Origin of the sequence: Brevundimonas sp. (assembly GCF_036963785.1) — a bacterium.
In the GTDB taxonomy this organism is placed as follows: domain Bacteria; phylum Pseudomonadota; class Alphaproteobacteria; order Caulobacterales; family Caulobacteraceae; genus Brevundimonas.
The window spans coordinates 258,687-278,106 of sequence record NZ_JBALUS010000004.1 but is presented as its reverse complement, the minus strand read 5'-3'; the positions used below and the strand labels follow the sequence as shown (position 1 = coordinate 278,106).

Sequence of the window (19,420 nt, the reverse complement as noted above, 5' to 3'; positions counted from 1 at the left end):
ATCAGTTAGGGCATGCTACCGCCTTCGCAAAGGGGCGCGACCGCTTCCGGCCCCCATATGCCGTGGATGGAGACCTGCGACACGGCAAAGCGCGCGGTCGCACAACCACCCGGGAAATCCGCCACCCGGTCCACTTCGGAATACAGCCATTCGGTGCCTGCGACCTCGACCGTGCGTCTCTGGACCTCGCCGTCCAGAAGGCGCACCCGAAACCGCAGGGGGTCGACCGGCTCCGGTTCTCCCTCCCAGCTGTCACCGCCGGTCCGCACCCGCGCGATCCAACTCAGCATCATTCCCCCCTCTCCAGACCTGGCCTTCAGATGCACAGGCCGCCAAGGCCGCTCGGCGCGCCCCGCGAGGACATGGGTGAGCTCGCTGACGAACGGACCCGAAGGCACCGCCCCGCCCGCACCGGCCCGCCACAGCAGCGACAGGCCATATTCCTCCCGCATCGGTCCCAGCTCGACCAGCCCGTCCAGGAACACGACTCCAGCCCCGCTGTCGGCACCCGCCTCGGCCTCGGGCTCGCCCCCGCCCTGCCCGCGCAGCAGACCGCTCAGACGCCAGACGTCCCCGCCGACCAGTTCCGCCGTCCGGTACTGCATCACCTCCCAGCCCGCCGGGGTTTCGACTGCCGCCGCATTTGCCCCGGCCAGCACCGTCAGTGGCTCGCGGCTTTCGGGAGACCGTCCTTCGATCCGCACCGTCACGGTCGCCGCCTCATCCCACCGTCCGCACACGCCGGGCGTCAGAGGTTCGGTCAGCACGCCCACGCTCGCCGGGCCACGCGCCACGCCGCGCAGGGTCTGGCTTGTGGCATCGGGTCCCGCCGTCACCGCATGCCGTGCCCAGGGCTCAACCGCGACCGCCGCCACGACGCCACCCTCCGACCGCCCGACCAGCGACGGCAGTTCCAATATCCGCAGCCAGGGCGCGCCCGACAGCCCCGACGAATCCGGCAGGCGCCAGATCGGCGTCCCGTCTTCTGCTGCCACCACCGGCACGGGCACCAGCACCGCCCGCGCCTCCTCCTCGAGGGAGATGCGCTCGACACGCCACAAAGCGTCCTCGCCGACCCCCTGCACCCGATCCCCGGGCTCAAGCGTCAACGCCTGCAGCGGGCCCAGCGTCACGGTCCGGCGCTCGACGCCCTCCAGCCCCGCCGCCACCCGTGCAGCAAACCGCCGCGCCTGTGCCTCGTCACAGACGGCGGGCAGGTCGACGTCCAGCCCCGCGACCGCGCCGCTCCCCTCATCCCGGCTCAGCGTCACCGAACCGGTCTGATAGTCATCTGCCAGGTTCAAATAACGCACCCGCACCCGGTCGGGGCTCTCGTCCACCGTGCGGTCACGGACCTCGGTCCCGCCCTCATCCGGCAGGGCCAGCGCATCGGGATCGATCGTCACCACCGGACCATCGTCCTCGGCCCTGAGCGTCAGGTGACCACCCGCCTCGCTGACCACCAGCCCCAGTCCGGAGACCAGCGGCGCCAGCGCCTCGCGCACGCTCATCGGGCGGTCGACCAAATAGCCCTCGATCCGGTCCCGCACCGGCCCTATCACCGGCACGTCCTCCGGCCCGACCCGTCCCGCCAGATCGGCCAGCAGGCCCTCGGTCTCGCCCAGCAGCCGTCCGTTCAGCCAGTGGCCGCCGTGCCAGGCCGGCGCATCGGCCCACAGCTCCGGTCGCCCCGGAAAGGCAGGCCACGGCCGCGCGTCCCAGCACCAGGCATCGGCCCCTTCCAGCATCCGTCCACCATAGACGCCCGACACCGGATTGGCTGCACTGCCGTCGAAATGGTCCAGCACCGCCGCCAGCGCCCGGCGCTGCATCCGGTCATCGCGCGCGCCGGTCGAATACGGAGGCAAGGCGCTCTCCGCGCTCTTCGGGTCCTGAAACAGATTGGGGGCATTCCCGCCCCGGTCCACCGCCGCACAGCCGAACTCGGTCAACCGGATCGGCTTCATGCCCGGCACCCAGGCCGTCGGGCTGGCCGACCTGACACCGCCCGGGCGGTCGTGGTGCGCATGGCTCCACCAGCCCTTCAGGTCCTTGGCCCGGAACACCCACTCCTCGCCATGGGCCAGATCGGCAATCGGCGTCCGCACCTGAGCCGCCCGGTCCGCATCATCGGCATAGAACCAGTCGAAATGCTCGCCCCCCGCCATCTGCATCGCCAGATAGGCAGGGTCATCCGGCCCGGCATAGGTCTCCGCATCCAGCCCGCCGTCCCCCGCGCGCCAGTCGCCCAGCGGCGGGTACCAGTCGATGCCGACATAATCGAGCGCCGGATCGGCCCACAGCGGGTCCAGGTGAAACATCACGTCGCCCGAGCCGTCGTCCGGCCTGTGCCCGGAATATTCCGACCAGTCCGCCGCATAGGACAGGGCCACCCCCGGCCCGACAATCGCCCGGCACTCGGCCAGCAGGTCGCAGAAGGCCGCCACCGCTGGATAACCGCCGGTCGCATCGCGGCTCGTCGTCAGCCCGCGCATCTCCGACCCGATCAGCAGGCCGTCGGCCCCTGTCTCTGCCGCCAAAGCCGCATAGTGACGCGCCAGCCGCCTCAGGCCCCAGCCGTCTTCCGCACCGAACATCGCAGCGACATCAACCACCGCCGTCGCCGGAGTGTCCGCCACGATGCGCCCGCGCCAGGGATAGGCGGCCTGCTCCGCTCCGCCATACGGATCGCTCAGACCATTGCCCGGCGGGATATCCATGAAGACGAACGGATACAGCGTCACCTCCAGCCCGCGGGCCTTCAGCTCCGCCACCGCCTGTCGCACGCTGTCGTCCGAAGGCGTCCCGCCATAGGCTGGCGCACCCCCCACTGCGCTCACCAGATGCGCACTCGCCCGGTCCAGTCCGGCCACCGACCAGTCCAGCGGCACCGTCGGCTTGTCGCGCCGCTCCACCCCCGGCCGGATCGTGCAATGCCCGGCTCTCAGATCGTCGCCGAACCAGCCGATCACCAGACTGACCCGCCTCAGGTTCGGACAGGCCGCCGTCAGCTGATCCAGCGACACGATCAGGTCCGGCCGCCCCTCGGCCGAGCTCACATTCTCCACCTCGGTCCGGGTCAGACCGGTGCGCCGCACGACCGGCTCGGTCGCCAGCACAAACTCCCCCGCCCCGGGGATCAGACACACGCCCGCCAGCCGGTCCTCCAGCGCGGCCGGGCCGCCCGCCGGCCTCCGAAACACCTCGAACGCCAGTTGGGGCACGCGATTGCCGAACGCCGCCAGCGGCAGGTCCTCGAACACGACATAGGCCGTCCCGCGATAGGCCGGCGCCGACCCGACCCCCTCGACCGCCTCGATCAGCGGATCGGGCATCTGGTCTTCGGTCCCGCGATGGATGCGCAGGGTCGCGCCCGCCCGGTCCAGCGGCTGCCCGTCGGCCCAGATCCGACCGATCCCGTCGATAGGCCCTTCGCAGACCGCGACGGCAAAGCTCAGGGAATAGGCATAGGACTCCGTGCGCGGCCCGCCCTTGCCGCCACCCTGCTCATGCCGCTGCTCCAGAAACCGTGCCGCCCAGATGACCTGACCCGTCACCCGTGCCCGGCCCAGCACCAGCGCCATCGGCGCCCCCTCGGCCGTCGACTGCAGCCGCAGCGCCTCCAGCCGCGGGCCCACCTGTCGCGCGGGTCCCAGACCGGCCACCAGCCGCTGGTCCAGCATCCCGCCCAAGGCCCGGCCAATCGCTTGCCCCACGCCCCCGCCCAGCGCCTGCCCCAGTCCTCCCAGTACGGCCTGCGCCATGCTGTCTCCTCACAGTTCAGATGTTGGCCCGGGCCAGGTGAAGGCCGCTGCCCGCTTCCTCAGCCACCAGTCGCCCATCCAGCTCTCGATCACCGACCGTCCCCAATAGGCGTGGATCAGCCTCGGCTCCGGCGGACCGACGGCGCTCAGGATTCCGCAGTGTTTGATCGGGACATCGGCCCGCATGCGGAACAGCAGCACATCGCCCGGCTGTGCCGCCTCCGGCTCGATCTCGATCAGCCAGCGCCGCGCCGCCACCAGCAGCGTCTCGGCCCCGCCCGCCTCGGCCCAGTCCGGCGAATAGGGTGGCAGGACCTCGGGCTCCGGCCCGACCACCTCGCGCCACACCCCACGGATCAGGCCCAGACAATCGGCGCCCTCGCCCTTGAGGCTAGCCTGATGGCGATAGGGCGTGCCCATCCAGCCCCGCGCTGCCGCGAGCGCCGCCGTCCTCACCGACGGCTCCGGCCATCGTGCCGGCCTCCGTCGACCGGGTGGGCCGCGATGAAGTCATCCCCGGGAATGTCGGGAAAGCCCCGGAAATTCATCCCGTTTGCGAAGGTCCCGACGCACGTCTCCCAGCGCTTGTCACACCGGGCATCCGGATGGGCCTCCAGGTCCACCCCGCACCGGCCATCGCCCAGCCGTGCCTCGCACAGCCGGCCATAGGTCCGCCCGATCCGCCGATCCAGGGCCGCCAGAGGCCCCTCCAGTTCGACCGTCAGCCGCCCACCGTCACATTTCAGGGCACGGATCCGCCCGACCCAAAGCCGCACCTTCAGGTCCGGTCGCGTCCAGTCCACGCGCCACAGCTCGACCCGCGCCCGGTCGAACAGGCCCGTACCGATGGCCGCCTCGGTCAGGGCATCGCCCTCCTGACCGAGGAGCCCCGCCAGCGTCAGGCTGCCAGGCTCGACCCCCGCCTCGCCCTCGCGCACCCCGGCCTCGAACCCCTCCACCGGTGAACAGGGGGTGCCGTCCACCTCCAGCGTCCGGTCATGATCGGTGAAGCCCAGCTGCACCCCGTCCGCCCGCGTCACCCGCCAGGCATGGCACAGGGTTGCCGCCCCGGACTCGATCCGGGCGGACATCTCCTCGGGAATATCACGCATGGCTCAGACCCGGATCTCGATCAGCGGCATGGCCACCATCCGCCCGCTGCCAAAGCTCTCCAGGGTGATCTCCAGCCGGTCCGCATCGAACCGGACGGGCGTGTCGAACCGAAAGCCGGCAGTGATTTCGACCCCCTCACCCGGCGCGGCCGCGAAGGTCACCACCCCTGTGGTCACGTCCACGCTCCACCCCTCCGATACCTCGATGCCGTCCACGGCAGTCCGCACCGATCCTTCGACCGGCTTGGCAATCCGTCGCGTCGTCCCGCCATAGGCCTTGGCCAGCGGAAACTGCGTCGTAACCCCGTCGCCGGTGCCGATCCCTTGATCGCCGGGACCGGGCTCCGTTCCGGGCGCACAGGACTTGAAGTCGGCAAAGTCCCGGAACCGGAACCCGTACAGCCGCCCCTGTCGCGCCTCGAAAAAGGCCGTCAACGCCGCCATGTCGTCCAGCGACCTCAGCCCCGCGCCGATCAGATAGCGCCGCCGCCCGCTCGCCCAGGGAGTGGATCGCCGCTCGTGCCCCGACGCCAGCGTCACCACTTCGGTCCGCCGCTCCACGCCTCCGGTCGATCCGAACGCCAGCCGCGCAGGCAGGCTCACTTCATGAAAACTCATTGCGCTCCCCTCAGTACCGGCGCGCGCCCAGCGCCACGGCCCGCGCCAGCGCCTGAGCGATCTGCGTCTCGGAGCGCAGCAGGCCCGACGCCCCGCCCTCGACCTTCAGGTTCAGCACCATGCCGGACCCCTGGACGCCGCCGACGACGCCCGCTTGCGAGGGTTGGAACACCTCCGGCCCGCGTTCGCCCACCAGATAGGCCCCGCCCGACATCACCGGTCCGCCGTCCGCCCGCGCCCCGGAAAACAGGCCGCCGACCGCGCTGGCCAAAGCCTCGCCCAGTCCAGCCCCGCCGCCGCCCATCAGGGTGCCGACGGCCGAGTTGGCCGCCGCCAGCACCGCCCGCGCCAGTTCCGCCAGGGTGATCTCCCCGTCCGCCGCCGCCCGGGACAGCGAGGCCGCCAGACTCTCGCCCGCGCGATCAAAGGCCTGCTCGATGGACCGGGCCGCGCGCTCTGCCGGTTCCTTCAGGCTCTCCAGCGCGGCCGCCGCCTCGGCGGCCTCCAGCGGCACGGTCTCCAGCCCCGACGGGCCGAATGTGTCCGTCATGCTCTTGCTCCCTCGTCAGGCCAGTCCCGGCTCAACCGGTCAAATTCTGTGCGGCTCAGCGGCGGCGCCTGCCCCGGCATCCGCGTCAGCGCCTGCCATTCCGCAATCGACAGGGCCCAGAAGGCGCAGGGCGTCAGGCCCAGCCGGACCGCCAGCCTCAACCGGCTGGCCCAGACCTCCGTCATCCGTCGCCCCCGCCCGCTGCAGCAAAGGCCTGCGCCACGGCCTCGGCCGCGACCTGCGGAGAGATCGCAGCCCGATCCAGCCGCCCGGCCAGCTCATGCTCCCCGCCGCCGTTCAGCAGCGCCGACAGCACGGCCATCAGGTCCCGCGCGGTCGGTCGCCTCAGCCGCTCAACCAGTCCCTCGACGCCCGACACGCCCAATGCCGTCTCGATCTCGGCCAGCGCTCCCAGCGTCAGGCACAGCCGACGCGGCGCCCCGTCCACCTCGACCAGCACCTCGCCGCGCGCGCCATTAGCCATCCGCATCAGATCGCCTCGAAGGTCAGTTCACCGGCGCTCGCCAGGCTCAGCGCAAAGCTCGCCTCGCCGTCATGCTCGCCGGCGTATTCCAGCGCCGAGACCACGAACCGTCCTTCCAGCCGGCCAAAGTCCGGCACGATCACCTGCCAGCGGTCCGTACTCTGGGCAAAGAAGGCCTCGCGGATTCGCGCATCCGACGCTGCATCGCGGAAAATGCCCTGCCCCGCGATGGCCGCCGTGCGCACCCCCGCCCCCGCCAGCAGTTCGCGCCAGCGCCCGGCGCTGTCGGCATCCGTCACATCGACCGCGCGCGCATTCAGCGACAGCGTCCGCGCTCTCAGCCCCGCCACCGTCAGAAAGGTCTCCGGGTCCGTCTCGATCTTCAGCAACAGGTCCTTGCCGCTCTGGGCCGCCATGTCCGCCTCCTTGAATGTGTGGGGATGTCAGATGTCCTGCGTCACCGCGCGCACGCGGATCACGGCCCAGGTCGTCAGTCTGTCGTCGGCGGCAAAGACGTCGCTCAGCGGCACGTCCAGCTTCAGGCTGCGCACCCCGTCAGCCTCGATCACCGCCTCGCCGAGGCACACGCGAACCGCGGCGGCCACTGCCCGCGCCTCCTCCGTCCCGCAGAACCTTGAGGCGACGATCAGGGTCAGCTGATGCTGCATCGCTCCGTCGCCCCCTGCCACGGGTCGGCTCTGGCTGCGTCCCAGCTTCACATGCGGATAGGTCGGCTCCGGCGGCGGCGCATCCCAGATCCGCCCGCCTATCAGCGCGTCCAGGGTGGCTTCCGCCTTCAGCCGCGCGAGGATGCCCTTCTGCAGAGCCAGCTCGTGGGTCATGCCAGCCGCTCCAGCTCCAGATCGGTGTCCGCCGGGCCGGTCGCCACCGCCAGGATGCGCCAGCGCACCCCCTCAGACTCCAGCACCCGCCCGGCATTCAGGCGCGGGTCCAGCCCCGCCGTCACCCGCCGCGTCTCGATCCGCTGCTGGCCATCGGGCCCGTTCCGGCGTCGCCCCCCGACCTTTCCCGGGGTCAGCCAGATCTGGCCCAGCAATTCATAGGTCCGGGCCTGGCCGCCATAGAGGGTCTCGACCACCGTGACCGCATACAGCGCCGCCAGCACCCGCCGCTCGGCCGCGCTCACAGCCGTACCGTCCGATAGGGCGCAATCCATGCCTCAACAGCGGCCGACGATACCTCTCCCAGCCCGCGCTCATACGCGATCAGGGTCAGCATCATCACGGCCAGCCTCAGCGGCGCGGGGCTGTCGGCATCCAGCGCCTCGCCCACCTCGCCCTCGATCCGCGCCTGCGCGGCCTCGATCAGGGTCTGGATCAGACCATCCTCGTCGTCATGCCCGACGCGCAGAAAGGCCTTCGCCTCGGCCAGGGTCACCGGTGCGGTCATTGATTTCTCGCTTCGCTTGGAAATGCTCGTCGGTCAGCCAGCGACGAGCGGCTCTCGCCACTCGTCACTCGCCACTCCGCGTCTAGGACGCCGCGAACTTCATCACCTTGATGGCGTCGAAATTCTGCACCCCGCCGCCCACGCGCTTGGTCGTGTAGAACAGCACATAGGGCTTGGCCGAATAGGGGTCGCGCAGCACCCGCACCCCCGCCCGGTCGACGATCAAATAGCCGCGCTGAAAGTCACCGAATGCGATCGCCGGGGCGTCCGCGCCGATGTCCGGCATCGTCTCGATCTCGGTCACCGGATAGCCCAGCAGACTGGCCGTATCTCCCGGCCGCTGCGCCGGCTGCCAGATATAGTTGCCGTCGCCATCCTTGAACTTGCGCACCGTGCCCACCGTCCGCCGGTTCATGGCAAAGCGCGCATTCGGCCGGTACAGCGCCTTGGGCGCATAGATCAGGTCGATCAGCCGGTCGGTCGGGTTCGAGGCCGGAAAGGCCCCGGCCGCGCCACTGGCGACATAGCCGATCTCACCCCACTCCTGATCACCGTCCTCGACCAGATCATAGTCGAGGAAACCGCGCGGCTTGTTCACCCCGTCGCCGTTGACGAAGGCCTCGGTCTCCTGGGCGGAAAAGGCATCCTCCACCTCGGCGGCCAGCCATTCGTCGAGATCGATCAGCGCATCATCCAGCAGGCTCTGGGTCGCGGCCGGACAGGCGTAGAGGTCCGCCGACGGGAACTCCAGCAGCGCCAGCGTCGCCGGATCGGTCTCGGGCCGGGCCGCCGTCTCGGCCACCCAGCCGGCCTCAACCCCGGCGGTCGACACAGGCTTGCGGAACACGCCCGAGCCCACCGTCCGCACCGTCGCGATCTCGCGCATCGGCGAGCCCGCCATCAGTCGCCGCTCGATGGCTCGCTCCGTCTCCGGCGGCACCACATAGCCGCCCGAGCCCGGCCCCGACGACAGCCCGGCCTTCAGCTCCAGCCCCAAGGTCGAACCGCCCGTCATATAGGCCGCAAACGCCGATTTCGTCTCCTCCCCCTTCAGGGGGGAGGTGGCGGCAAAGCCGCCGGAGGGGGTCGACGTGCCATCCCCCAGTACCGGCCGCCGCGTCTCGCTCAGCGCGCGGTCCAGACGCGCCTGCGCCGAGCCGACCGCCGCATCGATGCGCGCCACCTTCTCCTCCAGCAGCGTATCGGCCGAGGCCTTCTTCTCCAGCTCCGCCAGCCGCGCGTCATTGGCGCCCTTGAAGGCTTCGAACGCGGCCATGACTTCATGCATGGCGGCGCGCGTCTCGGGCGAGCCCGAGACGGTCTTGGTCTCTTTCATGGTGTCTCCTTGATGGCGTCCGGCAGTCCGGAATACGCCTTCCCATCCGCCGCCCGGTGCGGCAGTCTCCCCCTCCTGACGGAGGGAATTCTCATGCGTGCATCCACATTCGCCGCCGCGCTCGTCCTCGCGCTGGCGTCACCGGCCGTTGTTCAGGCCCAGGACCCGGCTCCGGCGACCGCCGCGGCCCCGGCCGCCGACCCCGCCGACGTGGCCTCGCCCGAGGCCATCATCGACGCCGTCTATGAGGTCATCTCCGGCGATGCCGGCGTGGCCCGCGACTGGGACCGTTTCCGCTCCCTGTTCCACCCCACCGCCCGGTTGGTGCCCTCCGGTTTCAATCCCGACGGCGACATGGTCGTGCGGGTCTGGACGCCCGAGGAGTACATCACCATCGCCGGTCCCCAACTCGAACGCAGCGGTTTCCACGAGCGCGAGATCGCCAGCCGCACCGAGCGGTTCGGCTCGATTGCGCACGTCTTCTCGACCTACGACAGCCGGCGCTCGGCCGACGACGCCGAGCCCTTCGCGCGGGGCATCAACAGCTTCCAGCTGGTGTACGATGGCACCCGCTGGTGGATCCTCAGCATCTACTGGACCGGCGAGACCGAGGCTTCGCCGATCCCCGCAGAGTACCTGCCGTAAAATACTTCGTCATACTCGGGCTTGACCCGAGTATCGGTCCGGGCGAACGGCCAACCGATCGGGGCGGCACCGATCCCCGGATCAGGTCCGGGGATGACGGCTTTTGCCCTGCCGCTCGCGCGCGGCCCGGTCGAACAGGGCCGCGGCGACCAGCCAGCCGGCCATGAAGATCAGGGTCACGCCCGGCGGCAGGTCCTGCTCCGTCGCACGGGCATAGACTGCCAGTCCGCCCTGCCCCGCCGCCAGCGCCAGCATGAGCAGGCTCATACCCCGCGCCCGAAACTGGGCGGCCAGGGTCCCCACGGCGGCCATGACCACCAGCGGCCACACCCAGACGTTGGCCGGATTGTCCTCGGCCCCGATCAGGCCGACCGCCAGATTGCCGACGACCAGCACAAAGGTCGTGCCGATCGCGACCGCCGCGCCCATTCGGAACATCAGGCTCTCGGACGCGCGCAGCACCAGTTCCCCGATCCCGCACGCCACGGCCAGCAACACGCCCATCAGGGCAAAATCAAACAGGGTCCACTGCACCTCGCTCGTGAACTGCATGGCCACCGCCGGGGCCAGCAACAGGGCCGCGGCCCCGCCCCACATCACCGTGCGCAACAGGTTCGTCTGTCCGTTCACCAGCTTCACCGTATCTCCACTCATGTCCGTCTCTCCCAGGGCTGAAGTCGAGCCGTCACCGTGACCAGCTCTTCCCTGAGCGTCCTGAGCGAACCCTGAGGAGCGGGTGAAATCAACGCCACACCCGCCCGAACTGGAAACCGGCGGGACCAGCCATTAGTCTCCTGACCGGGCAGCCATTCGTCGGGGGGAGACAATGAACAGCTCGGCACACCTTCTTGTCCTGATGTCGATCATCCTGGGGCTCGGTATCCGCGACCTGCTGGTCGGCGGGCGTGCCGCCGCCATTGATCGACCGCGCGAGGATCTCGCCCTTCTGCCGTTCCTCGCCGGTCTCCTCGTCCTGCTCGCGACGGTCCAGTTCTGGTGGTACCTCTTCATCGTCGCCAACCGCGATGTCTGGGGCACCAACTTCTTCCTGTTTGCGACGGTGCTCCTGCGCCCGGCCCTGTTGTTTCTCAGCGCTGCCTCGGTGTTTCCCCCCGCGGGCCGGCCCGGCAATCTGGAGGATCACTATTTTCGCAATCGCGGCTTCATCTATCTGCCGCTGGCCGCGTTCGAGCTGCACAATCTCGTGGAGTCAGCCACCAACCTCGGCACCCTCCGCCACGCCGCTCACATCTTCCACGTTCTCTTCACCCTCGCCTGCGTGGTTCTGGCCTTCTCGTCCAGCCGCAAGTGGCACCGCATCCTGCTCAGCCTGCTGCTGATCTCGGCCCTCCTCTTCATCGGAGTCTTCAGTCTTCGCCTGACGTGAACCGCGCCCCCGGCAGCACCGGAAACGTCACCAGCGACACCTCCCACAGATCGACCTCGGCCAGCACCCTCAGGCGGCCGTCGCGCCGCGCCCTCACCGCGCGAAAGCCGATCGACAGACCGTCCAGACACCCGGCCCGCAACAGCGCCGCCGCCATCCGGCCTTCGGGCGTCAGGTCCAGGATCCGCCCCTCGACCCTCAGGCCGCGGTCATCTTCCTCGATCCGGGTCCATACCCCGACCGGGCTCCGTTCGCCGTGCTGGTACAGCATCCGCACCCCGCCCGGTCCTCGCCGCGCGACGCTGGCGGCAAACGCCCCCGGCACCACCACATCCCCCGCCAGATCCGCGACACCCCACAGCGAGGCATAGCCGGTGATAAAAAGTGGCGAGTGACGAGTGGCGAGTGGCGGGGGCAATGGCGGCTCGTCATCCGCCGCCCGGGCGTCAGAAGTCATCGGCCTGCTCCTCGCCGGACGCGCTCGTCACACGCCACTCGCCACTCGTCACTAAAACCCTCTCAATCCGCTCCACCGCCCGCCGCGTGGCCAGGCTCTGTTCCTCCAGTCGCGCCAGCCGCTCGGCCACCAGCCGCTGCTCGCCCACCTGCATCTCCAGCGTCTCGATCCGCGCCGCCGCCCCGCCGGCCCAGATCAGGCCACTGACCGTCTGCAGCACCAGCATGGCCCCCAGCGCCAGCGCCGCCTTCCTCAGTTCACCGTTCACTTGCCCACCCCCGCCATCTGCCGACGCTCGTCTTCGGTCAGGAAGCTCGCCGCATTCAGCCGCGCCCACAGCGCATCGCGCTCGGGCGACAGCGCCGGCACCGCCTCCAGGTCGGCCTCGATCCGGCATGCGGGCAGGCGCGGCGACAGCCAGGCGGTCAGGGCCCCGGCGGCCTTCCTCACCAGCGGCACCACCGTCTGCCGCCAGAAGGCGACATTGGCCTCGCGATAGTTGGCATAGGTCGCATCCCCCGGGATCCCCAGCAGCTGCGGCGGAATCCCGAACGCCAGGGCGATCTCGCGCGCCGCCGCATGCTTGCCGGCGATAAAGTCCATCTCGGCCGGCGTCAGGCTCATGGGCTTCCAGTCCAGCCCGCCTTCCAGCAACAGCGGCCGTCCGGCATTGGCCGGCCCCGCATGCGCTTCGCCCAGCTCGGCCTTCAGCCGCTCGAACTGTTCGGTGGTCAGCCGCTCCCCGTCCCGGCTGGCATAGACCAGCGCCCCGCTGGGCCGCGCCGCATTGTCCAGCAGCGCCTTGTTCCAGGCCCCCGACGCATTGTGCACATCGATGGCAAAGGCCGCGGCCTCCAGCGGCGAAAAGCCGTAGTGGTCATCGGTCGGGTGAAACAGCTTCAGATGCATCACCGGCATCCAGCCATCGGCCTCGCGTCCGATCCGCACCGACCGCCCGGCAAGGCCATAATCATAGGCTTGAGGCCAGCCATGCCGCCCCGGCACCACCTTCACCCGGTCAGGCCGCAGCGACCACAACTCCTCCGGCAGTCCCGCGTCATCGCCGCCGGCCCCCTCGACATAGGCATTGCCCGCTGTCTGCAGGGCCCCGTACAGCCCTTCCAGGAACTCCGGCCCCGACTGTTCCGGATTCGGCCGGGACAGCAGCTGCGCCAGACCGTGGTCACGGCACTTCACCTCGCCGTCGAACACGGCCAGAGGCACCGAGGCCGCCGCCTCGGCGATCATGCGGATGGCGCGATAGGCCACCGGGTTCTTGCCGAACCCCTCGCGCGCCAGGGCGGCATAGTCGCGCGGCGTCCAGCGCGGACGCCCGCCTCCGGTCAGGGCGATCAGCGGCCCCGTCCGGCTCTCCTTGGTTTCGGGCACGACTGTCGTACCCCGGCGCCAGCGCCAGCGGGACCAGTCCATGGCTCTCTCCTTCAAAGGGGTATCAGCTGCTCAGCGACAGCAGGGCAGCATCCGGCTTGGCGACCGGTCTCAGCACCAGACGCTTCAGGCATCCGCCCAGCTGACCCGTGCCGTCGCCGGCGCCGCCCAGGGTCAGCCGCACCAGACCGCCGGGCGCCGTGCCCGACACATCTGCGTCCGACAGGCTCCCGTTCCGCGCCAGCCGGAAATCATCCGTCCGCGACCGCAGGGCCGCACCCTGGGCCGCACCACTGGCGGCAACCCCCGCCACCACGCAGCGGGCCTGTTCGACCCCGCCGCCCAGCACACGTCCCCCGACCGCCCCGTCCAGATTGCTGATCTCGACCCGGTTGGCACTCGTCCCGTCGTCCAGACAGACTGCCCGCCGGCCACTGGCCAACAAGCTGCCGGCGCCCCCGTGCAGGACAAAGTCTGCGGCCAGCGTCACCACGCCAAGTGCCTCCAGGTCCGTCAGCCGCGCCAGGTCCGCGCCCCGGCCGGCCACGGCCCCCGTGGTCACGATCGGGCTGGTCGCCAGCACTCCGGGCTCGATCTGAAAGCCCGCAAACTTCAAGGCCCGCGTCGCCTGGCTGGCATAGCGGATCACCCCGCCATGCTGCGCCGGAGAAGCCCCGGTCACCCCCGTGCTCCATACCCGCCAGACCTTGCCCGACAGGGCCTCCATCCCCACCGGTCCGGTCAGGATGACACCCCCGATCAGCAGACAGAGGTCACCTGTCGCGCTGGTCGTGCCGACCACAGGCGGCGATCCATCCGGGGTCTCGACCCACATCTGCAGCGTATAGGACGTCGCCGGGGCCAGGCTGACCGCCTGATAGGCATAGGCCCCGCCGCCCGTATTGTTCAGCGCCAGCCAGTTCAGGCCGGAGATCGGTGGCGCATCCGGTTCAACCGCCGCGGTGACATTGGCATTGCCGACCAGCTGCGCCTGCGAGGGCGCAAAACGGGGAAACAGATTGGTCGATGCGGGCTCGGTCCACAGCCCCATGTCGGTCCGGCGCGGCACATGTTCGGCAAAGGGGGCATAGGTGCCGTCCAACTGCCGGGCCCAGCCGGGTCCCGTCCGGCTGTAGGTCCAGCCGGGCAAGGCCGTCAGCCCCTCCAGCGCCGTCCCGTCCCAGACATGGCTGTCGGTCGCCAGGTTCAGCTCGATCCCGGGTTCAGACCCGGGCGCCGCGCCGCCCTGCCGCAACGCCAGTCCTCCCGGCGTCAGGTCCACACCCAGCCTCATTCCGACAGCGCCACAATGTCTTCGGCCGTGGTGCCGGTCTCCAGCACCCGCCGCGCCTGCACCGCCACATAGCCGACGGGGTGGTTCTTCAGCGTAACGGCGACCGTCCCGCCCGCCGGGATCACCGTCAGGTCGCCGGACGTCCCGACATAGAGGGCCTTGGCCCAGGGGGTCAGGTCCGCCTCGTCATCCGGTGTCACGGTCTGTGCTCCCCGCGCGGGGGCCCCCGGCGTGGGCGCATGAGTGCGATAGGCGTCGGGACTCGACGTCATGACTGTCTCCTTTGTCTCGGATGAACGGGCTTCAGAGCGGCCGCAGGCGCGGCGCGCTCCGGGGCTCCAGCAACAGATGGGTGATGGCCCATACCAGGGCGTCGGCGCGGTCCGGGCTTGGCCCGCCTTCCCCGCTTCCCAGCGCCATCATGTCTTCTTCCAGCGCGGGCAGGGCGGCGCAGTGCAACACCCGTCCCTGTTCATACAGCGCCGCGACCGGCTCGGCCCGCGCCCGCTTGGACCGCGTGGCATGCACCGATCGCACGGGACAGGCACAGCCTGCCTGCACCAAAAGGGTCCGCACCATGTCACCGCCCTGATTGACCTCGGCGATCACTGCCTCGGCCCCCTCGCGGCGGGCCACAGCGGCCACCACCCCGGCCCAGGCGGCGGGTGACAGGCCGCGCACCGTCTCATCGGCCAGCACATAGGCCGTCCGGTCCCGGCGCCCCGCCACCACAATCCCGCAGGCATCGCCATGGGCCGTCACCGGCGGGTCCACCGCCACCACCACGCGGTCCAGCGCGACCGGACGCGCCCCTCTGGCCCGCGCCAGATCCTCGGCGCGAAACAGGGCCCCGTCGGTCTCGACGATCTGCCCCTCCAGCTCCTGCGCCTCCAGCCGTGTCCCGGCGTACAGTCGTCTCAAATGGCCCAGAAATCCCGGGGCCAGATTGTCTGCATTGGCCTCTGTGCCCGCCCGGCTGACCTCGACACCCGGCTCGGCCAGCAACCGTCTCAGCGCCACCATCGGACGCGGTGTGGTCGTCACAACCAGTCGCGGATCGGTCCCCCGTCTCAGCCCAAACCGCAATGTGCTCAGCGTTCGCTCGGGATTGCGCCAGGCACAGAATTCATCGACCCACGCCGCATGAAACTGTGGCCCCCGCAAAGCGTCCGGGTCCTCGGCCGAATAGGCGTAGGCCACCGAGTCATTGGGCCAGCGCAACCGCCTGCGGCTGGCCTCCCAGACCGGCCTGTATCCGACCTCGCCCATCGCCTTCAGGCCCGACGGTCCTTCGATCATCACCTCGCGCACATCGTGCAGCGCCGGTCCCACCAGCGCCAGCACCTGCCCGTCCTTCCTCGCCTGTTCGCTCAGCCAGAGCGCTCCGGCAAAGGTCTTGCCCGACCCCCGCCCGCCCAGCAGCACCCAGGTCGCCCAGTCCCCGTCCGACGGCAGCTGATGCCTGTGGGCCCGGGGAGAAGCCCTGATCGCCTCCCTCACCTCGCACGTCGTCAGGCTCGCCATCCACTGCTGCTGGACCTCGAACGGCCCTGAGGTGATCGAGACGGGACTGCAGTTCGGCCCGAAGTAGGGCCTCCTCGGCGGGGTCTTCGATGTCACCGTGTGCGTCGCCCTCTTCCGCGTCCTCGACAGCGGTCCGGGATCGGGCCGGCACGCTCGCCAGCGCGGCCACCGCCTTGCTGGCGCGCGCCACATTCGTCACCAGCCGCGCAAAGCGATCCAGCCCCGCGACATCGGCGGGATCCAGTTCGACCTGGGGCAGCAGTTCCATGGCGCGATCCGTCTGGGCGGCCAGCAGCTCGAACTGCTTCCGGCTCCAGTGCTCCGCCCCGTCATCCCTGTTCCCGGCCATGGATGAACTCTAGCCGACCAGCGCCCTCAGGCGCGCAAGTCGGTCCGACAAATATCTATCATCTTGTTTTGACGCGATTTCACCCGCCGGGGGCGCACATCAGGGCGCCTCAGGCTGTCGCTGCCAGGTCCTCATGGACTTCGCTCGCACCCAGCACACGGCTGATGGTGGCCATCAGTTCGGCCACCTGGATCGGCTTGCCGACGTGGGCGTCCATACCGGCCTCATGGCACAGCCGAACCTGTTCCGGCTGCACATTGGCGGTCAGGGCGATGATGGGCGTCTGCCCCGGCCCCCCGGCCATGGCCCGGATTTCGCGCGTCGCCATCAGGCCGTCCATGACCGGCATATGCACATCCATCAGCACCAGATCATAGCCGCCACGGCGTACGGCCTCGACCGCCTCGGCGCCGTTCTCGACCCCGTCCAGCGACAGACCCATGCCCCCCAGAATGGCCGCGACCAGCTCCCGGTTCGCTGCGGCGTCGTCGGCCATCAGGATCCGCAGGCCGGCATCCACCGTCGCGTCCCCGTCCGAACCTTGAGCGTCCTGTCCCGGATCCGCCGCCACCAGAGGCACCTCGAACCAGAAGGTCGAACCGGCCCCCGGCTGGCTGTCGACGCCGATCGTGCCCCCCATCATCTCGATCAACCGGCGCGAAATGGCGAGGCCCAGTCCGGTCCCGCCGAACGTCCGGGTGGTCGAGGCATCGGCCTGCACAAACCGTCGGAACAGGGTCGCCGCCTTCTCTGCGCTGATGCCGATACCGGTATCCGTGACAGCGACCCGCAGCCGACCGTCGGCATAGGTCGCCGCGACCGACACCTGGCCCTGCCCGGTGAACTTCACGGCATTGGACACCAGGTTCAGCGTCACCTGCCGCAGCCGGCCCTCGTCCCCCATCAGTCCGGCCGGCATCGCCTCTTCGACCGAATGCGTCAGCGTCAGCCCCTTGGCCTCGCACAGGTTTTCGACGATCCCGACCGCCCCCGCGATCATCACGCGCGGGTCAAAGGCCAGCGGGTCCAGGCCAACCGCCTCGGCCTCCAGCTTGGAGTAGTCGAGAATGTCGTTGATCACGCCCAGCAGGGCGTCAGACGAGGTGGCGATCCGGTCAACGTACCGCCGCTCATCCGGCCCCAGACCGCTCGACTGTTTCAGCAGGCCGGCGAAGCCGATGACGCTGGTCAGCGGCGTCCTCAGCTCATGGCTCATATTGGCCAGGAATTCGGTCTTGGCCCGCGCGGCAGCCTCGGCGCGGTCCCGCTCCGCCATGAGATCATCCTCGAGCTGCTTGGTCGCCGTCGCGTCGCGCGCATTGTCCTGGATTTCGACCGGTCGACCGTTCTCGTCCCACAGGATGCTGGGCTGGGCATCCAGCCATCGAAAGCTGCCGTCCTTGTGCAGTCCCCGATAGCGCAACTGCGGCGACGGAGCGCCGGGGCCCGCAGCGAAAAAGTCCGCATAGGCCTGCTTCACCTGGGCATGGTCATCCGGGTGGATCACATCCCAGGTCTTGCGGCCGATCAGATCATCGCGCTCCCAGCCCATCAGCCGGGTAATTCCGGGCGACACATAGCGGAACGTGCCGTCCAGGGCGAAGACCGCGATGATGTCGCTGGTCTGCTCGGCCAGGTTCCGGAACGCCCGCTCGCTGGCCGCCACGGCATCGTGGATGCGCTCCTGCTCGGTCACGTCCTGGAAGACGCCGAACATGGCCCTGACCTTGCCGTCTGGTCCCCGCTCCGTATCCGCATGGGTCAGCACCAGCCGTTCGGCGCCGTCCCGACGGATCACCCGCATGCGGCGCTTGTAGCCTTCGCCTGTCGCAAGGCTGTGAGCAATGGCCCCCATCAACGGACCCCGGTCGTCCGGATGATAGAAGCTCACCGCGTCATCATAGTTCGGGTCAAACGTCTCGCGGTCGACCCCGTGGATGCGATACACCTCGTCCGACCAGGTCACGGCCATGGTCTCGGCGTCCAGTCGCCACTGACCGACTCCGGCCATCTCCTCGGCCAGACGCAACAGTTCCAGACGCTCGGTCTGGCGCCGGGTCAGCTCAGCCCGCTCCATGAACTCGGCAGCCAGCCGACCAATCTGGGCCAGATCCGCGACCCGGCTTTCGTCAAAGTCCGGATGCGGCTTCACATCCATCACGCCCACGGCGCCTATGGCCTTGCCCCGGCTGTCGCTGATGGTCGTCCCGGCGAAGAAGCGCAGGCGCGGGTGGCCGGTGACCATCGGATGATTCTTCAGCGTCGGGTGCAGGTGGGAATCGCGCACCACCAGCACCGCCCCCGGCCCCATGCCGACCAGTATGTTCGACGCGCTCTGGTCGCGCGCCATGGCATTCTGGTCCAGGCCGATATTGGCGCGGAACAGGGTTTGGTCCCCGTTCACAACGGAAATCACCGCGTGCGGCATGTCGAACAGCGTGCACGCCAATGCTGTCAGCCGGTCCAGCGGGCCCTCCAGCCCCGAACCGTCCATCATCACCGAGGCGCTCTTTTGGCGTTTCACTCCCATGCCGCAAGCGTCGGATGGAATAGCGAAATTTTGGTTACCGGCGGGACCCGGCCCCACGTTCGGCCATCCATTCCGGCGCCTCATAGGCCAGGGCGTCCTCCGGCTCGTCCAGCGCCAGTTCGGAGATCGTCTGTCCCCGGATTGAAACGCCGGCCGAATGAACGGTCTCGGGGTTCCCCGACACCAACGGGTGCCACCCGGCCAGACCCCGCCCCTCGGACAGCCTCCGGTAGCCACATGACAACGGCATCCACTTCAGCTGCGCCACATTGCCGGGCGTCAGCTTGATACAGTCGGGCACATGACGCTCCCGCTCGGCATAGTTGGAGCAGGCACAGGTCTTCGGGTCGAACAGTTTGCAGTGGACCTTGGTCGGCACCACCTCGCCCGTATCCTCATCCTCGAACCGCACCAGACAGCACAGCCCGCACCCGTCGCACAGCGCCTCCCATTCCTCGGGCGACATCTGTTCCAGGGTCTTCGTTTCCCAGAAGGGCTTCATCAGATCCTCCCCCGAGTAACGTGGGAGGGGGACCACTTCCCCTCCCCATCTTTGATGGGGAGGGGGACC

General features: G+C 69.5%; 23 protein-coding genes. 2 read left to right on the top strand and 21 right to left on the bottom strand.

The features are described from left to right. Window positions 1-5 precede the first annotated feature (5 nt). The 12 genes from V7672_RS11275 to V7672_RS11220 all read right to left on the bottom strand — a co-directional run bounded on the left by V7672_RS11275 (window position 6) and on the right by V7672_RS11220 (window position 9,274). Complete coding sequence (locus tag V7672_RS11275) at window positions 6-3,764, bottom strand: baseplate multidomain protein megatron (protein WP_335624682.1); 3,759 nt, start codon at window positions 3,762-3,764, stop codon at window positions 6-8. A gap of 9 nt (window positions 3,765-3,773) precedes the next feature. Next, on the bottom strand, window positions 3,774-4,220 hold the full coding sequence (locus V7672_RS11270) for a peptidase P60 (protein ID WP_335624681.1): 447 nt from the start codon (window positions 4,218-4,220) through the stop codon (window positions 3,774-3,776). Beyond that, window positions 4,217-4,876 carry a DUF2163 domain-containing protein gene (locus tag V7672_RS11265; protein ID WP_335624680.1) on the bottom strand — a complete coding sequence of 220 codons (660 nt, stop codon included), beginning with the start codon at window positions 4,874-4,876 and terminating at the stop codon, window positions 4,217-4,219. The genes V7672_RS11270 and V7672_RS11265 overlap by 4 nt, the downstream gene beginning before the upstream one ends. Before the next feature lie 3 nt (window positions 4,877-4,879). Next, window positions 4,880-5,494, bottom strand: a complete 615-nt coding sequence (locus V7672_RS11260) for a DUF2460 domain-containing protein (protein WP_335624679.1) — start codon at window positions 5,492-5,494, stop codon at window positions 4,880-4,882. A 10-nt stretch (window positions 5,495-5,504) separates the two neighbouring features. Then, window positions 5,505-6,044, bottom strand: coding sequence for a phage tail tape measure protein (locus tag V7672_RS11255; protein WP_335624678.1), 540 nt, complete (start codon window positions 6,042-6,044; stop codon window positions 5,505-5,507). Continuing rightward, a complete protein-coding gene (locus V7672_RS11250; protein ID WP_335624677.1) occupies window positions 6,041-6,229 on the bottom strand; it encodes a phage tail assembly chaperone in 189 nt (62 codons plus the stop codon). The genes V7672_RS11255 and V7672_RS11250 overlap by 4 nt, the downstream gene beginning before the upstream one ends. Further along, window positions 6,226-6,534, bottom strand: coding sequence for a GTA-gp10 family protein (locus tag V7672_RS11245; protein ID WP_335624676.1), 309 nt, complete (start codon window positions 6,532-6,534; stop codon window positions 6,226-6,228). Before V7672_RS11245 ends, V7672_RS11250 begins: the two co-directional genes overlap by 4 nt. Then, window positions 6,534-6,944: a phage major tail protein, TP901-1 family gene (locus tag V7672_RS11240; RefSeq protein WP_335624675.1), complete on the bottom strand. Its 411-nt coding sequence runs from the start codon at window positions 6,942-6,944 to the stop codon at window positions 6,534-6,536. The genes V7672_RS11245 and V7672_RS11240 overlap by 1 nt, the downstream gene beginning before the upstream one ends. A 27-nt stretch (window positions 6,945-6,971) precedes the next feature. Next, complete coding sequence (locus V7672_RS11235) at window positions 6,972-7,370, bottom strand: DUF3168 domain-containing protein (protein ID WP_335624674.1); 399 nt, start codon at window positions 7,368-7,370, stop codon at window positions 6,972-6,974. After that, window positions 7,367-7,675 carry a hypothetical protein gene (locus V7672_RS11230; RefSeq protein ID WP_335624673.1) on the bottom strand — a complete coding sequence of 103 codons (309 nt, stop codon included), beginning with the start codon at window positions 7,673-7,675 and terminating at the stop codon, window positions 7,367-7,369. Before V7672_RS11230 ends, V7672_RS11235 begins: the two co-directional genes overlap by 4 nt. Continuing rightward, the gene (locus tag V7672_RS11225) at window positions 7,672-7,938 is read right to left on the bottom strand and encodes a head-tail connector protein (protein WP_335624672.1); all 267 of its coding nucleotides are present in this window, start codon (window positions 7,936-7,938) and stop codon (window positions 7,672-7,674) included. Before V7672_RS11225 ends, V7672_RS11230 begins: the two co-directional genes overlap by 4 nt. Before the next feature lie 82 nt (window positions 7,939-8,020). Beyond that, a complete protein-coding gene (locus V7672_RS11220; RefSeq protein ID WP_335624671.1) occupies window positions 8,021-9,274 on the bottom strand; it encodes a phage major capsid protein in 1,254 nt (417 codons plus the stop codon). A 93-nt stretch (window positions 9,275-9,367) separates the two neighbouring features. Between V7672_RS11220 and V7672_RS11215 the strand changes: the two genes are divergently transcribed. Then, complete coding sequence (locus tag V7672_RS11215; protein WP_335624670.1) at window positions 9,368-9,919, top strand: hypothetical protein; 552 nt, start codon at window positions 9,368-9,370, stop codon at window positions 9,917-9,919. Window positions 9,920-10,000: 81 nt separating this feature from the next. On the opposite strand, the gene V7672_RS11210 is transcribed toward V7672_RS11215, so the two are convergent. Next, the gene (locus V7672_RS11210; RefSeq protein ID WP_335624669.1) at window positions 10,001-10,573 is read right to left on the bottom strand and encodes a hypothetical protein; all 573 of its coding nucleotides are present in this window, start codon (window positions 10,571-10,573) and stop codon (window positions 10,001-10,003) included. Between the two features lie 172 nt (window positions 10,574-10,745). On the opposite strand from V7672_RS11210, the gene V7672_RS11205 reads away from it, so the two are divergent. Beyond that, complete coding sequence (locus V7672_RS11205; RefSeq protein ID WP_335624668.1) at window positions 10,746-11,306, top strand: hypothetical protein; 561 nt, start codon at window positions 10,746-10,748, stop codon at window positions 11,304-11,306. Here the strand turns inward: V7672_RS11205 and V7672_RS11200 are convergent. From V7672_RS11200 to V7672_RS11165, 8 genes are all read right to left on the bottom strand, one after another. Then, window positions 11,287-11,763 carry an HK97 family phage prohead protease gene (locus V7672_RS11200; RefSeq protein ID WP_335624667.1) on the bottom strand — a complete coding sequence of 159 codons (477 nt, stop codon included), beginning with the start codon at window positions 11,761-11,763 and terminating at the stop codon, window positions 11,287-11,289. The genes V7672_RS11205 and V7672_RS11200 overlap by 20 nt on opposite strands. Next, window positions 11,753-12,031, bottom strand: coding sequence for a hypothetical protein (locus tag V7672_RS11195; RefSeq protein WP_335624666.1), 279 nt, complete (start codon window positions 12,029-12,031; stop codon window positions 11,753-11,755). The genes V7672_RS11200 and V7672_RS11195 overlap by 11 nt, the downstream gene beginning before the upstream one ends. Further along, window positions 12,028-13,194 carry a phage portal protein gene (locus V7672_RS11190; RefSeq protein ID WP_335624665.1) on the bottom strand — a complete coding sequence of 389 codons (1,167 nt, stop codon included), beginning with the start codon at window positions 13,192-13,194 and terminating at the stop codon, window positions 12,028-12,030. Before V7672_RS11190 ends, V7672_RS11195 begins: the two co-directional genes overlap by 4 nt. A gap of 22 nt (window positions 13,195-13,216) precedes the next feature. Further along, window positions 13,217-14,434 (bottom strand): phage head spike fiber domain-containing protein, encoded by a 1,218-nt coding sequence (locus tag V7672_RS11185; protein WP_335624664.1) that lies wholly within the window; start codon window positions 14,432-14,434, stop codon window positions 13,217-13,219. 8 nt (window positions 14,435-14,442) lie between these two features. After that, window positions 14,443-14,718, bottom strand: coding sequence for a spike base protein, RCAP_Rcc01079 family (locus tag V7672_RS11180; protein WP_335624662.1), 276 nt, complete (start codon window positions 14,716-14,718; stop codon window positions 14,443-14,445). Window positions 14,719-14,749: 31 nt separating this feature from the next. Then, window positions 14,750-16,066 (bottom strand): DNA-packaging protein, encoded by a 1,317-nt coding sequence (locus tag V7672_RS11175; protein WP_335624661.1) that lies wholly within the window; start codon window positions 16,064-16,066, stop codon window positions 14,750-14,752. A gap of 362 nt (window positions 16,067-16,428) precedes the next feature. Beyond that, window positions 16,429-18,843 (bottom strand): PAS domain-containing protein, encoded by a 2,415-nt coding sequence (locus tag V7672_RS11170; RefSeq protein WP_335624660.1) that lies wholly within the window; start codon window positions 18,841-18,843, stop codon window positions 16,429-16,431. A 40-nt stretch (window positions 18,844-18,883) separates the two neighbouring features. Continuing rightward, window positions 18,884-19,351 (bottom strand): YcgN family cysteine cluster protein, encoded by a 468-nt coding sequence (locus tag V7672_RS11165; RefSeq protein WP_335624659.1) that lies wholly within the window; start codon window positions 19,349-19,351, stop codon window positions 18,884-18,886. Window positions 19,352-19,420 lie beyond the last annotated feature (69 nt).

What these genes read in the sequence shown, in the direction of transcription:
- V7672_RS11275 (WP_335624682.1), bottom strand. Translation starts at nt 3,764, where the DNA reads ATGGCGCAGGCCGTACTGGGAGGACTGGGGCAGGCGCTGGGCGGGGGC.
- V7672_RS11265 (WP_335624680.1), bottom strand. Translation starts at nt 4,876, where the DNA reads ATGCGTGATATTCCCGAGGAGATGTCCGCCCGGATCGAGTCCGGGGCG.
- V7672_RS11260 (WP_335624679.1), bottom strand. Translation starts at nt 5,494, where the DNA reads ATGAGTTTTCATGAAGTGAGCCTGCCTGCGCGGCTGGCGTTCGGATCG.
- V7672_RS11255 (WP_335624678.1), bottom strand. Translation starts at nt 6,044, where the DNA reads ATGACGGACACATTCGGCCCGTCGGGGCTGGAGACCGTGCCGCTGGAG.
- V7672_RS11250 (WP_335624677.1), bottom strand. Translation starts at nt 6,229, where the DNA reads ATGACGGAGGTCTGGGCCAGCCGGTTGAGGCTGGCGGTCCGGCTGGGC.
- V7672_RS11245 (WP_335624676.1), bottom strand. Translation starts at nt 6,534, where the DNA reads ATGCGGATGGCTAATGGCGCGCGCGGCGAGGTGCTGGTCGAGGTGGAC.
- V7672_RS11240 (WP_335624675.1), bottom strand. Translation starts at nt 6,944, where the DNA reads ATGGCGGCCCAGAGCGGCAAGGACCTGTTGCTGAAGATCGAGACGGAC.
- V7672_RS11235 (WP_335624674.1), bottom strand. Translation starts at nt 7,370, where the DNA reads ATGACCCACGAGCTGGCTCTGCAGAAGGGCATCCTCGCGCGGCTGAAG.
- V7672_RS11225 (WP_335624672.1), bottom strand. Translation starts at nt 7,938, where the DNA reads ATGACCGCACCGGTGACCCTGGCCGAGGCGAAGGCCTTTCTGCGCGTC.
- V7672_RS11220 (WP_335624671.1), bottom strand. Translation starts at nt 9,274, where the DNA reads ATGAAAGAGACCAAGACCGTCTCGGGCTCGCCCGAGACGCGCGCCGCC.
- V7672_RS11215 (WP_335624670.1), top strand. Translation starts at nt 9,368, where the DNA reads ATGCGTGCATCCACATTCGCCGCCGCGCTCGTCCTCGCGCTGGCGTCA.
- V7672_RS11210 (WP_335624669.1), bottom strand. Translation starts at nt 10,573, where the DNA reads ATGAGTGGAGATACGGTGAAGCTGGTGAACGGACAGACGAACCTGTTG.
- V7672_RS11205 (WP_335624668.1), top strand. Translation starts at nt 10,746, where the DNA reads ATGAACAGCTCGGCACACCTTCTTGTCCTGATGTCGATCATCCTGGGG.
- V7672_RS11200 (WP_335624667.1), bottom strand. Translation starts at nt 11,763, where the DNA reads ATGACTTCTGACGCCCGGGCGGCGGATGACGAGCCGCCATTGCCCCCG.
- V7672_RS11190 (WP_335624665.1), bottom strand. Translation starts at nt 13,194, where the DNA reads ATGGACTGGTCCCGCTGGCGCTGGCGCCGGGGTACGACAGTCGTGCCC.
- V7672_RS11180 (WP_335624662.1), bottom strand. Translation starts at nt 14,718, where the DNA reads ATGACGTCGAGTCCCGACGCCTATCGCACTCATGCGCCCACGCCGGGG.
- V7672_RS11165 (WP_335624659.1), bottom strand. Translation starts at nt 19,351, where the DNA reads ATGAAGCCCTTCTGGGAAACGAAGACCCTGGAACAGATGTCGCCCGAG.